The sequence below is a fragment of the Corallococcus sp. bb12-1 genome (assembly GCF_026626765.1).
In the GTDB taxonomy this organism is placed as follows: Bacteria; Myxococcota; Myxococcia; order Myxococcales; family Myxococcaceae; genus Corallococcus; species Corallococcus terminator.
This window is the reverse complement of record NZ_JAPNJZ010000022.1, coordinates 21,737-34,359: the sequence shown is the minus strand read 5'-3', so window position 1 is coordinate 34,359 and position 12,623 is coordinate 21,737. Positions and strand designations below refer to the sequence as shown.

11 protein-coding genes are annotated in these 12,623 nt (G+C 68.9%); 5 read left to right on the top strand and 6 right to left on the bottom strand.

The window, feature by feature from the left end; translation table 11 throughout:
• The first annotated feature begins 101 nt into the window (after window positions 1-101).
• On the top strand, window positions 102-779 hold the full coding sequence (locus OV208_RS27295; RefSeq protein ID WP_267576904.1) for a heme oxygenase (biliverdin-producing): 678 nt from the start codon (window positions 102-104) through the stop codon (window positions 777-779).
• Between the two features lie 133 nt (window positions 780-912).
• Window positions 913-1,263, top strand: a complete 351-nt coding sequence (locus OV208_RS27290) for a PilZ domain-containing protein (protein WP_267576851.1) — start codon at window positions 913-915, stop codon at window positions 1,261-1,263.
• Between the two features lie 78 nt (window positions 1,264-1,341).
• On the opposite strand, the gene OV208_RS27285 is transcribed toward OV208_RS27290, so the two are convergent.
• The 5 genes from OV208_RS27285 to OV208_RS27265 all read right to left on the bottom strand — a co-directional run bounded on the left by OV208_RS27285 (window position 1,342) and on the right by OV208_RS27265 (window position 9,572).
• Window positions 1,342-2,307, bottom strand: a complete 966-nt coding sequence (locus OV208_RS27285) for an aldo/keto reductase (RefSeq protein WP_267576850.1) — start codon at window positions 2,305-2,307, stop codon at window positions 1,342-1,344.
• 63 nt (window positions 2,308-2,370) lie between these two features.
• Window positions 2,371-4,572 carry a 1,4-alpha-glucan branching protein GlgB gene (gene glgB / locus OV208_RS27280; RefSeq protein ID WP_267576849.1) on the bottom strand — a complete coding sequence of 734 codons (2,202 nt, stop codon included), beginning with the start codon at window positions 4,570-4,572 and terminating at the stop codon, window positions 2,371-2,373.
• Window positions 4,569-5,903, bottom strand: coding sequence for a phosphotransferase (locus tag OV208_RS27275; protein ID WP_267576848.1), 1,335 nt, complete (start codon window positions 5,901-5,903; stop codon window positions 4,569-4,571). The genes glgB and OV208_RS27275 overlap by 4 nt, the downstream gene beginning before the upstream one ends.
• Window positions 5,904-5,909: 6 nt before the next feature.
• Window positions 5,910-7,559 (bottom strand): maltose alpha-D-glucosyltransferase, encoded by a 1,650-nt coding sequence (treS, locus tag OV208_RS27270; RefSeq protein ID WP_267576847.1) that lies wholly within the window; start codon window positions 7,557-7,559, stop codon window positions 5,910-5,912.
• An 18-nt stretch (window positions 7,560-7,577) separates the two neighbouring features.
• Window positions 7,578-9,572: an alpha-1,4-glucan--maltose-1-phosphate maltosyltransferase gene (locus tag OV208_RS27265; RefSeq protein ID WP_267576846.1), complete on the bottom strand. Its 1,995-nt coding sequence runs from the start codon at window positions 9,570-9,572 to the stop codon at window positions 7,578-7,580.
• A 211-nt stretch (window positions 9,573-9,783) separates the two neighbouring features.
• Between OV208_RS27265 and OV208_RS27260 the strand changes: the two genes are divergently transcribed.
• The 3 genes from OV208_RS27260 to OV208_RS27250 all read left to right on the top strand — a co-directional run bounded on the left by OV208_RS27260 (window position 9,784) and on the right by OV208_RS27250 (window position 11,979).
• The gene (locus OV208_RS27260; protein WP_267576845.1) at window positions 9,784-10,389 is read left to right on the top strand and encodes a sigma-70 family RNA polymerase sigma factor; all 606 of its coding nucleotides are present in this window, start codon (window positions 9,784-9,786) and stop codon (window positions 10,387-10,389) included.
• Window positions 10,390-10,519: 130 nt separating this feature from the next.
• Entirely contained in the window at window positions 10,520-11,092 is a 573-nt protein-coding gene (locus OV208_RS27255) for a hypothetical protein (protein ID WP_267576844.1), read from the top strand.
• Between the two features lie 77 nt (window positions 11,093-11,169).
• Window positions 11,170-11,979: a hypothetical protein gene (locus OV208_RS27250; RefSeq protein ID WP_267576843.1), complete on the top strand. Its 810-nt coding sequence runs from the start codon at window positions 11,170-11,172 to the stop codon at window positions 11,977-11,979.
• Window positions 11,980-12,010: 31 nt separating this feature from the next.
• Here OV208_RS27250 and OV208_RS27245 read toward each other — a convergent pair whose 3' ends face one another.
• Complete coding sequence (locus tag OV208_RS27245; protein WP_267576842.1) at window positions 12,011-12,622, bottom strand: DUF998 domain-containing protein; 612 nt, start codon at window positions 12,620-12,622, stop codon at window positions 12,011-12,013.
• Between the last annotated feature and the right edge of the window lies 1 nt (window position 12,623).

Sequence of the window (12,623 nt, the reverse complement as noted above, 5' to 3'; positions counted from 1 at the left end):
CGCAGGGGACGTTGCGGTGGGGTGGCATCCGTTCCGCCAGGGATCGGCGGCTGGGGACCTCGGCGGCCTCGCCGTCAGAAACGCCATCCCAGCCGTTGTCGGTGCGCCTGGAGGAGGGGACGGGCAGCGCGCGGCGGCAGGTGGAGCAGTCCACCTTCCTGGAGGCGCTCTTCCACGGTTCGTGGAACGGCGGTGTGTATGGCCAGTTCGTGCGGGCCCGGCACTACGTGAACCACCTGCGCCAACTGCACGTCCTCTATGAGGCCTTCGAGTCCGCGCTGCCGGCGGTGAAGGACGTCGCGCTCGCGCGGGTGCTGCGACTGCCGGAGCTGCGGCGGGCCTCGGCGCTGGCGTCGGACCTGGACTGGTTCTGCGGCGACACGCGCACGCAGCCCTTCGCCTGCGCGGAGACGCGGCTGCACGCCGAGCGGATCCACGAGGTGGCCACCGAAGCGCCCCACCTGCTGCTCGCGCATGCCTACGCGCGGTGCGTCCAGGACCTCTTCACGGCGCCCCAGCGCTCGGAGCTCGTCGTGCAAGCGTTCGAGCTGGAGGGCGGTCGAGGCACCGCCTTCTACAACGCGGTGTCCGCGGGAGAACTGAACGCCTTCCAGCGTCGGCTGGCGACCCGGCTGGATGAGGTGGCGCTGGGCGAACTCGAGTCCCAGGAGGTGATCCAGGAGGCGCGGCTGGCGTTCCGCATCCAGGGACTTATCTGCGACGAGCTGGCGCGCGACGCTCCCGGCATCGAGGACTCACGCGGCCCGTTCAATCCCTGACGCACGCGGACAACACCGCCCGGGGGCTGGGGTGACTGCAAACCCACCGCAGGGTCATCCCACCCCACAGGTCATATCCTCGTCTGGGAGGGCGATATGCCCTTTCGTGACAGGCACGCTAGGATGGCTGATCGTGACGACTCAGATGACCTCGAACATCGATCGCCGATCCTTCCCCCGGCTCCAGGCTCCCCTCTATTCGCGTCCCGCGCGGATGAAGATTGGAGAGAAGAAGCAGGTCCTCGACGTCAGCCTCGGTGGCGCGCGCATCTACTCCGACGAGCCGCAGGACGTGGGCTCACGCCTGGACCTGGAGTTGTTCCTGCCGGACGGCAGCTCCCTGGAATGTACGGCCCGCATCGTCTGGGCCGTCAAGCTACCCAAGGACGCCGTGGCCCGCTTCGAAATCGGCCTGTCGTTCATCGACGTACCGGACGCGACGCTGGAGCGGTTGAAGACCGTGCTCGTCGCGGATGAAACATAGAGGCTGAAACAGGGCGCTGCTGATGGCGGGAAGGTGGCCCTGACGTCGCCGCGCCAGGGCCTGTCGCTTCACCGCGCGCTACTTCGACGACGCGCTGTCCAACTCGCGCAGGTCGTCCGCTTCCAGCTTCACGCTGAACGCCCCGAGCAACTCCTTCACCTGCGGCACGGACGTCGCGCTGGCGATGGGCGCCACCACCGTGGGCCGCGTCGCGAGCCACGCGAGCGCCACCTGCGCCTCGCTGGCACCCCGGCGCTGGGCGACCTGCTTCAGCGCGGCGACGACGCCCCAGCCCTTCGCGTTGCCGTACTTCTTCATCACGCCCCCCGCGCGCGCGGACTGCGGCGGCGGCTGTCCCTCCTGGTACTTGCCGGTGAGGAAGCCCGACGCGAGCCCGAAGTACGGCGCCACCGCGAGCCCTTCCTTCTCGCTCAGCGGCTGGAGCGCGTCCTCGAAGCCGGGGCGCTCCACCAGGTTGTACTCCGGCTGGAGCACCTGGTAGCGCGCGAGCCCCAGGCGCTGCTGCGTGGCCAGCGCCTCCGCGGCGCGCTCCGCGGTGTGGTTGCTCAGGCCCAGCGCCTTCACCTTGCCCGCCTTCACCAGCGCGTCGAAGGCGCGGAGCGTCTCCTCGAAGGGCGTGTTCGGGTCGTCGTAGTGCGCGTAGTACAGGTCGATGCGCTCCACGCCCAGGCGGCGCAGGGACGCAGCCACGCTCTTCTCGATGTGTTCGCGGGTGAGGCCCTTGCCCAGCGCCGTCTCCGCGCCGACCTTCGTGGCCACCACCACGCGGTCCCTCGCCTTGCGCGAGGCCATCCACTTCCCCAGCACCGTCTCGGATTCACCGCCCTGGTGGCCGGGGATCCACCGCGAATACACGTCCGCGGTGTCAATGAAGTTGCCGCCCCCTTCGACGAACGCGTCGAGCACGGCGAACGAGGTGGCTTCATCACTCGTCCAGCCGAAGACGTTCCCACCCAGACACAGGGGAAACACCTCCAGCCCGGTCGTTCCCAACTTCCGCTTCGTCGCTGCCTGCGAAGCCATGCGCGCGTCCTTTCGTTGCCGCCGTGAAGGCCGGACGAAAGGACGCGCTCGAAGGCGCCCTTCTCAGCCCGGCGTGAACCACACCACCGACAGCGGGGGCAGGGTGAGGGCCACCGAAGCCGGCTGACCGTCCCAGCCCGTGGGCTCGGTGTGCACCTGGCCGTTGTTGCCCAGGCCGCTGCCGCCGTACTCGCCCGCGTCGCTGTTGACCAGCTCCACGTAACGGCCAACGAGCGGGAAGCCCACGCGATAATTCTCGCGCGGCACCGGGGACAGGTTGGCCACGCACACCACGTGGCGCCCGGGCGTGCGCGAGCGCCGCACGAAGGCCAGCACGTTCGCCGCGGAGGCGTCCGGCTGGAGCCACTGGAAGCCCACCGGCTCGCTGTCCGCATCGTGCAGCGCGGGCAGCTCGCGGTAGACGCGGTTCAGGTCCCCCACCAGCTTCTGGATGCCCTTGTGGCCCGGGTCATCCAGCAGGTGCCAGTCCAGGCTCTTGTCGTGGTTCCACTCGCCCGGCTGGCCGAACTCGCCGCCCATGAAGAGCAGCTTCTTGCCCGGGTGCGCCCACATCCACGCGAAGAGCGAGCGCAGGTTGGCGCGCTTCTGCCACGCGTCACCCGGCATCCGGCCGTAGAGGCTGCCCTTGCCGTGCACCACCTCGTCGTGGCTCAGCGGCAGCATGAAGTGCTCGCTGAACGCGTACAGCAGGCCGAAGGTGAGCTGGTTGTGGTGGTACTGCCGGTGGATGGGATCCTTGCCGAAGTACGACAGCGTGTCGTGCATCCAGCCCATGTTCCACTTGAAGTGGAAGCCCAGGCCGCCCTCGCTCGTGGGCTGGCTCACCTTGGGCCACGCGGTGGACTCCTCCGCGATGACCACCACGCCCGGGTGCTTGCGGCTGATGGTGTCGTTGAGCTCGCGCAGGAACTGGATGGCCTCCTCGTTCTCGCGGCCACCCCAGCGGTTGGGGATCCATTCGCCGTGTTTGCGGCTGTAGTCCAGGTAGAGCATGGAGGCCACCGCGTCCACGCGCAGCCCGTCGATGTGGTACTCCTCCAGCCAGAACAGCGCGTTGGCGATGAGGAAGTTGCGCACCTCGTTGCGGCCGAAGTTGAAGACGAGCGTGCCCCAGTCCGGCTGCGCTCCCTTGCGCGGGTCGGCGTGCTCGTAGAGGGACGTGCCGTCGAAGTTGCCCAGCGCGTGGGTGTCGCGCGGGAAGTGTCCCGGCACCCAGTCCACGATGATGCCGACGCCCTCCTGGTGCAGGTAGTCCACCAGGTAGCGGAAGTCGTCCGGGTGGCCGAAGCGCGACGTGGGCGCGTAGTACCCGCCGACCTGGTAGCCCCATGAGCCGCCGTAGGGGTGCTCCGCCACGGGCAACAGCTCCACGTGCGTGAAGCCCAATTCCTTCACGTAGCGTGACAGCTCCGGCGCCAGCTCGCGGTACGTCATGGGCCGGTCGCCGTCCTCCACCACGCGGCGCCAGCTGCCCAGGTGCACCTCGTAGACGCTCCAGGGCTGGCGCGCGGCCTCCGTCTGCTTCTCCCGGGCCTCCAGCCATGCCGTATCGCCCCACGCGTAGCGGGCCAGGTCGTGCACCACCGACGCGGTGGCGGGCGGCGTCTCCGTGCGGAAGGCGAACGGATCCGACTTGAGCAGCCGGCCGCCCTGGCCGGGACGGATCTCGAACTTGTAGCGGGTGCCCTCGCCGACCTCCGGGACGAACAGCTCCCAGATGCCGGAGGACCCCATGCGCCGCATGCCATGCAGGCGACCGTCCCAGCCGTTGAAGTCGCCCACCACCGACACGCCGGACGCCGTGGGCGCCCAGACGGCGAAGGACGTGCCCTTCACCCCGTTGTGGTGGATGAGGTGCGCGCCCATGCGCTCCCAGAGCCGCTCGTGGCGTCCCTCACCGGCGAAGTACAAGTCCAGCTCCCCCAGCGTGGGCAGGAAGCTGTACGGGTCGCGCAGCGTGAAGACCTTCTTGCCCGGGTACTCCACCTCCAGCAGGTAGCTGAAGGGCTCCGTGCGGCCGTTGATGCGCGCCTCGAAGACGCCGCCGGTGCGGTGCACCATGGGCACCTTGCCGCCGAACTCCGGCAGCACGTGCAGGGACACGGCCTCCGGCCGGTAGGCCCGAACGACCATCCCGTCCCCGTCCGGGTGGACGCCCAGCACGGAGTGCGGCTCCGGATGGCGCAGCTCCACCACGCGTTGCAGCTCCGCCTCCACCTGTGCTCTGTCCGCCGGCTTCCTCACTGGGCATCCTCCATCCGCAACAGGGCCTCGACGGGGATGCGCACCCAGTCCGGCCGGTTCGCGAGTTCGTAGCGCACTTCGTACAACAGCTTCTCCAACTCGAAGGCGCGCAACATCACATCAAAGGCTTCGTCGGTGTCGGGCAGGAAGGGCGCGCCGCGGGTCGCCGTGCGGTAGCCCTCCAGGAACGCGTCGCGGGTGGGGCCCACGCGCCCGCGCGGCTGGCCGCCCTCCAGCGCCACGGTGGCCTCCGCGTAGTCGAAGGAGCGGATCATCCCCGCCACGTCGCGCAGCGCGCTGTACTTCTCCCGGCGCGCGGTGAACGAACGCGAGGGCTCTCCCTCGAAGTCGAAGAACAACCACTGGTTCTCCGAACGCAGCACCTGGCCCAGGTGCAGGTCGCCGTGGATGCGGATCTTCTGTCCGGAGGGCGTCACGTGCGCCAGCTTCTTCGCGTACGCGATGAGCCCCTCGCGCCGGCCCTCCAGGTCCGTGTGCAGCCGTCCCGCGTCCGCCAGCGTCACGCCCAGCTCGCCCACGATGGACGCGCTCCAGCGCTGGAGGTCCTCCAGCAACAGGGGCTCCGGGGAGAAGGACAGGTCATCCGGCCCGGCGGAGGCGAAGGCCTTGTGCAAATCGCCCAGGCGCGCGCCCAGCTCCCGCATGTCCGTCAGGAAGCCGTCGCCCAGGGCCTTCGTCTGGCGCAGCCGGTCCAGCGTGTACTTCCAGCCGTCCACCGCGTCCGGCACGAAGCGGTGCGCCAGGGCCAACGTCGCGCCCGCGGGGCCTTCCAGGTTGAGCGCGCCCAACAACTGCGGCGTCGCGCGGAAGGACGTCTTCGTCGCCAGGAAGCGGCCCACCTCGTACTCGGGGTTCACGCCCGCTTCGAGCTTGCGGATGACCTTGATGATGACCCGCTCCCCCAGCACGAGCGACGTGTTGCTCTGCTCCACGTTCAGCCGGCGCACCGGCAGCGGATCCGGCAGGGCCACGCCGCTGTCGGTGGAGGCGATCCATTCGCCCAGCACGCGGCCGGAGCCGGAGGGCAGCTCGCGGCCCTCCCGCGCCAGGCTGAAGAGGGCGCGCACGCAGACGTCGTCGTCCAGCGCGCTCGTCAGGCCCTCCGGGGTCTGTCGCGCCATGAGCTGGTAGCGCTCCGGCTGGCCCAGCGCGTACACCACCTCCACGATGGCGAGGGTGAACGAGCACGTCCCCAGCTCCATGTTCACGTGGTCCGCCACGCTGACGCTCTTGATGGGCCACGCCTTGCCGGCGAACCATCGCTGGGCCTTGAGGAAGTCGGGGATCTTTGTCAGGTCCAAGGGTGTCACGCGCGTTTACTCCTTCCCCGGCAGAGGCTTGTCCAACCGGAACCACAGGAACATGTAGGGGCCCATCGACAACTGATAGGGCAGGTCGCTGATGCGGGGGAACGCCGTATCTCCAATCAGCTCCACCGGCACGGAGCCGCTCAGCTCGCGCAGGTCCAGCAAGGCCGGCTGCGCGAAGCGCGACAGGTTGCAGATGACCATCACCGTCTGCCCCTCCCACTCCCGCACGAAGGCCAGCACCTTGCGGTTCTCCGTGGAGAGGAAGCGCAAGCTGCCCATGGCGAACACGGGGTAGCGCTGGCGGATGCGGATCATCCGCTTCACCCACTGGAGCAGGCTGGACTTCTGCCGGTCCTGCGCCTCCACGTTGATGGACTGGTAGCCGTAGACGGGATCCGCGATGACGGGCGCGAACAGGCGCGCGTAGTCCGCGCGGCTGAAGCCCGCGTTGCGGTCACCCGTCCACTGCATGGGCGTGCGCACGCCGTTGCGGTCGCCCAGGTAGATGTTGTCGCCCATGCCGATTTCGTCCCCGTAGTAGAGGACCGGCGTGCCGGGCAGGGTGAACAGCAGGCTGTGCATCAGCTCGATGCGCCGGCGGCCGTTGTCCATCAGCGGCGCCAGGCGGCGGCGGATGCCCAGGTTGATGCGCATGCGCGGGTCGGTGGCGTACTCCCGGTACATGTAGTCCCGGTCCTCGTCCGTCACCATCTCCAGCGTCAGCTCATCGTGGTTGCGCAGGAAGATGGCCCACTGGCAGTTGTCCGGGATCTCCGGCGTCTGCTGCATGATCTCCACGATGGGCGTGCGGTCCTCGCGGCGCACCGCCATGAACAGGCGGGGCATCACCGGGAAGTGGAAGCCCATGTGGAACTCGTCGCCCTCGCCGAAGTACTTGCGCACGTCGGCGGGCCACTGGTTGGCCTCCGCGAGCAGCACCTTGCCCTGGTACTCCGAGTCGATTGTTTTACGCAGGCGCTTGAGGAAGGCGTGCGTCTCCGGGAGGTTCTCGCAGTTGGTGCCCTCGCGCTCGAAGAGGTAGGGCACGGCGTCGCAGCGAAACCCGTCCACGCCCATGTTGAGCCAGAAGCGCATGATGTCCAGCATGGCTTCCTGCACTTCGGGGTTGTCGTAGTTCAGGTCTGGCTGGTGGCTGAAGAAGCGGTGCCAGAAGTACTGCTTGGCCACCGGATCCCACGTCCAGTTGGAGCGCTCCGTGTCGGTGAAGATGATGCGCGTGCCCTTATACTGTTCGTCGGTGTCGCTCCAGACGTACCAGTTGCGCTTGGGGCTCTTCGGGTCGCGGCGGGCCTCCTGGAACCAGGGGTGCTGGTCGCTGGTGTGGTTCACCACCAGCTCGGTGAGGATGCGAAGGCCGCGCTTGTGGGCCTCCTCCACCAGCCGCTGGAAGTCCGCCAGCGTGCCGTAGTCCGGGTGGATGCCGTAGTAGTCCGCGATGTCGTAGCCGTCATCGCGCAGCGGGGACGGGTAGTGCGGCAGGAGCCACAGACAGTCCACGCCCAGTTCCTGGAGGTAGGGCAGCTTCTCGATGAGGCCCGGGATGTCCCCGTGGCCGTCCCCGTTCGAGTCGTTGAATGCGCGGATGTGCAGCTCGTAGATGAGCGCCTTTTTGTACCAGAGCGGATCCAGGTCCATACGCCTCTCGGAAGAGTGTCACTCGAAGTAGTCGAACGCGTGCTCGGTGCGGCGGAAGCGATACACGGCATACACGGCCGCGGGCTGTTCCGGCGTCAGGCGCACCTGCACGTCCGGTCCCTGCCACAGGGAGCGTTGGTCGGCCATCAATTCATGCACCTGGTACGTCTCTTCCGGCTTCACGCCCAGCCACTCCATGGGCACGTGCAAGAGCGCCTCCTGCGGCGCGTACGGATCCAGGCTCACCGCCACCAGCACCGTGCTGGTGCCGTCCGGCGTGCGCTTGCCGTAGAAGAGGACGCGCTCGTTGTCGGATTCGAAGAAGCGCAGGCCCGTGTACTGCTGGAGGGCGGGGTGCTGCTTGCGCGCGGCGTTGAGCTTCGCGATCCACCCGGAGATGTTGCCCGGCTTGTCCCAGTCGTAGGCCGTCAGCTGGTACTTCTCCGAGTCCAGGTACTCCTCCTTGCCCGGCACCGGCCGGCCCTCGCACTGCTCGAAGCCGGAGTACATGCCCCACACCGACGACAGCGTGGAGGCCAGCGCCACGCGCAGGCGGAAGGCCCCGGGGCCCGCGTTCTGGAGGTTCTCCGGGAGGATGTCCGGCGTGTTGGGCCAGAGGTTGCCGCGGAAGTAGTCCGCCACCGGAGGCTGGGTGATCTCCTCCAGGTACGTGCGCAGCTCGTCCTTGAAGAGGCGCCAGGTGAAGTACGTGTACGACTGGGTGAAGCCCACCTTGCCCAGCGCCTTCATCACCTTCGGACGCGTGAAGGCCTCCGACAGGAAGAGCACGTCCGGGTGCAGGTCCTGCACTTCGCGGATGAGCCAGTGCCAGAACTGCATGGGCTTGGTGTGCGGATTGTCCACGCGGAAGGTGCGCACGCCGTGGTCCACCCAGAACAGGACGACGGACTTCAATTCGTTCCAGAGGGCATCCCGCGCGGGACCCATCCAGTCGAAGTTGACGATGTCCTCGTAGCGCTTGGGCGGGTTCTCCGCCGTCTTGATGGTGCCGTCCGGGCGGTGCTGGAACCACTCCGGATGGTCCTTCACGTACGGGTGGTCCGGCGCGCACTGGAACGCGAGGTCCAACGCCACTTCGATGCCGTGCGCCTGCGCCGCGTCCACGAACGCGCGGAAGTCCGCGAACGTGCCCAGCTCCGGATGGATGGCCTTGTGGCCGCCTTCCTTCGCGCCAATGGCCCACGGGCTGCCCACGTCACCGGGCTGCGCGTTGAGGGTGTTGTTCTTCCCCTTGCGAGCGGTGCGGCCAATGGGGTGGATGGGCGGGAGGTAGACGGTGTCGAAGCCCAGCTTCTGGATGTACGGCAGCCACGCTTCCGCGTCCTTGAAGGTGCCGTGCGTCTTGCCGTCGCGCTTCGCCGAGCGCGGGAAGAACTCGTACCAGGCGGCATTGCGCGCCTTCTCGCGGTCCGCGAAGACCTCCAGCACCTCGTCGTAGCGGCGAGCGAGCGTCCGGTCAGGATGCCGTGATGCGACGTCCGCCAGCTCAGGTGACAGGGCGGCGAGGAGGTGGTCGGGCGAGGGTGGGGTGCGCAGGCGCGCTCCTGCCTCGCCGAGCGTGCGGGCGTCCTCGGCGGAGAGGGCCTTCGCGCGCGCGGCGGCGCCTTCCAGGAGCGCCGCGCCTTCGAGCAGCTCGCTCTTCACGTCGCGGCCCGCATCCACCTTGCGCTTCAGCTCGTGGGCCCAGGTGCGGAAGAGATCCGGCCACGCTTCAATCGTGTATTCGTAACGGCCATTGCGGGCGAGGGGGATGACACCCTCCCACGCGTCGTTGCTCTTGGGTGTGAGGGGCACCTCGGCCCAGTCGGTCTTCTGGGCGGCGGGGGTGACCTGGCGCCAGCGCGCGACGGCCACGAGGACGTCGTGACCTTCCTTGAAGATGTCCGCGCGGACGGTCAGGCTCTCCCCGGCGATGCGCTTGATGGCGTAGCGCCCTGCGTCCAGCTCCGGCTGGACGTTTTCGATGAACACGCTTCCGAGTCGGTCGGTCATATCGGCTGGCGGTGGCTTATAGGACTGTGAGTGGGTGGCTCCAGGCGGCAATGCGCGGGTGTTGTTGATTGAAGAGGGCGCCCGCCTGGTCGCGTTGGCCTGTCAACGTTAGGGATGGAGGGGACAGGCGACTACCCTCCGGGGCTGGGTGAACGGGCTTCGATAGTTGAAGCTGGGATCCGCCCCATCGGTTGCGGTATCCGGGAAGAACATGGCGCCAACCGACTCCGCTGCTCAGCAAGCGAGTGACCTGTCGGCCGATCGCGACCTGCTGCGGCAGGTGGCACTCGGCAGCGCGGAGGCCATGCGCGCGGTGTACGCGCGGTGCTCAGCGCGGGCGTTCGCCATCGCGGTCCGGCTGCTGCCCACGCGCGCGGACGCGGAAGAGGTGCTGCAGGAGACCTTCCTGGACGTGTGGCGGCGCGCGCGCGAGTTCGATCCCGCGCGCGGCGGCCTGGAGACGTGGGTCATGACCATCGCGCGCACGCGCTCCATCGACCGGCTGCGTTCGCTGGGGACGGTGTCGCGGATGGTGGAGGGCGCCAGCCATCAGCCGCCGCCGGTGAGCGCCACGCCGCCAGCGCCGGATGCCTCCGCGTCCTCGAAGCAGGAGCAGGTGCGGGTGCGCGAAGCGCTGACGCAGTTGCCGCCGGAGCAGCGCGAGGTGGTGATGCTCGCGTACTTCGAAGGCCTGTCACAGAGCGAGATCGCCGAGCGGACGGGACACCCGCTGGGCACGGTGAAGACGCGTGCGCGGCTGGCGCTGGAGAAGCTGGCGGTGTTGTTGGAAGAGCGCCCCGCCGCGGCGTCCGGCTGAAGTCCGCAGGACATCCGCCCTGGACCGTGGGGACGGGCGGTGGAGCAGGCCCGGGCCGTGTCTGCCTTGCCGCCGTCGCTGGGGACCCCAAACGTTGCGACTGTTTCGAGAACCCCAGGGAGGGGCGGACATGCGCAAGGTGAAGGATCCAGGTGTGTCGTTGATGAACGAGCGGGAGATGCGGTTGGTGCTGGCCAGCGCTCCGCGAAACCTCACGGAGCTGTCCGAGCGCGAGCTCAAGGGGATGGTGAAGCGGGCGCGCGGGATGATGGACAAGTACACGCAGCGCTCGCACATGCTGCGGCGTGAGGCGTCCGGCAAGCGCCTCCCCACGCGCAGCCGCAAGGCGGAGGGGGACATGAACACCCGGCGCAAGGCGGCGCTGTTCCGCACGGCGCTGTCGCGCTTCGAGATGCAGTTGGGCCGGATGGAGAAGGCGGCGACGCGCAAGGCGCGTCCCGCGATGCGCAAGGCGCGTCCGGCGATGCGCAAGCGTCCGGTGGCGAGGAAGGCGACGCGCGTCACGCCCGCGCGCAAGAAGACCGCGATGGCGAAGCGGACGGCGCGGCCCGCGGGCTACTCGCGCCGGGGGCCGGTGAAGGGCGGGGCGCGCAAGGCGCAGACCTTCTCGTCCATGAAGACGCAGGCGCACCGGGCCGCGCAGGGCCGCCGGACGCAGGCGCGGCGGGATGCGATGCGGTAGCGGGTGGGCGCAGCGTCCGCCTCACGGGGGAGTGGGGCGGACGCGGACGGAGGCCCGGTGATGGTAGAAGCCGGCCCATGCGGACCCAATGGATCATCGGCGGGGTGTTGGGGGTGGCGCTCGCCGTCGTGCCCCGGCTGCTCTCCCACTTCGAGCCCGAAGCCTACGAAACGGTGCGCTCGTTCGCCCCGTCCATTCCCTACCTGCTGTTCCCTCTGGTCGGGCTGCTGGCCCTCTACTTCCTGCCGCGCTACCGCAGGAGCAAGGCGCTCACCGACGAGGGGCTCCAACTGCTTTCGCAGGGGAGGGTGGCCGCCGCGCTCGACAAGTTCGAAGCGTCGCGTCCCCTGGCCAAGGTCCAGGTGATCCCCACGTACAACATCGGCATCAGCCGGCTTCAGCTCTGGCAACTGCCGGTGGCGGAGCGTGAGCTGGCGAGCCTGGAGGCTCGCAAGGACCTCACGCCGCAGTTCCGGGAGCTGTTGTCGGCATCGCTCGCGATGGTGTTCGCGATGGACGGGCGGGTGGCGCTGGCCGAACAGCGGCTGGCCTCGGTGAAGACGCGGGGCGCGAGTCCGCACCCGGTGGCGGTGCTGGCGTCGGGGGTGGTGGCCTGCCGCTCCGAACGTTGGGCCGAAGCGCGCGAGCAACTGGGGCACTCCTCGCTGCGGGAGCTCACGGGGCCGCTGCGCGGACTGAAGGAGGCGCTGGAGGCCTGGTGCCAGGAACACCTCACCGGGGAGCGCCGGACGGTGGATGCCGTCGCCGTGTTCGGTGAGGCTTCGCCCGATGTGCTGGAGCGATGCTGGCCGGAGCTGGTGGCCTTCCTGATGGATCGCTCCGGGAGGCGTGAGGCGGGAGCGTCGGAGTCAGCGGCCAGGCGCTGAGCGAAGATATCGCCCAGGCCAGGGGCGGAGGTCATCCGACGGCTCCGGCGGGGCGGCGGACGCAAAGGGCGACGGCCACGGTCCACACCGCCAGCGAGAGTTCGACCACCCGCTGCGCGGCGCCGTCGAATTCGATGGCGGGATCAAGCAACCCGAACGCCACGGCCGCCAACACGCCGCACCCCAGCGCGACGTTGAACAGGCCGCGGCCGGCGGGGCGGCTCCGCATCGCCAGGCCGATCACGAAGACCCCGATGATCCCGGCCAGATAGCCGAGCCCGCCGAGCAGCTCGTGCAGCATCGCCGCCTTGCTGGGCGACGCCATCGAGCATTGGAAGTCGCAGCGGAAGACGCCGCCGAAGAACAGGCCGAGGCCGTTCAGCGCGTTGAGGCCGAAGCCGACGAGCAGCGGCGGCGACTTCGGAAACAGGCCGGCGCACATCAGCCAGAAGCCGGTCAGCAGGGCGCCCGAGGCCATGAAGGCGAGACTGACCGCCGGTCCGGTGTTCGCGCCGGTCGCGCCCAGTTCGCTGATGTACTGCCGGAGGTGGTCGTACCCCGGATAGGCCAGGCCGCCCGCGAGGGCCGCGCCCGCCTGGATGAGCAGGCTCAGGAGCGCACAGGCAAAGGCAATGGTTCGCAAT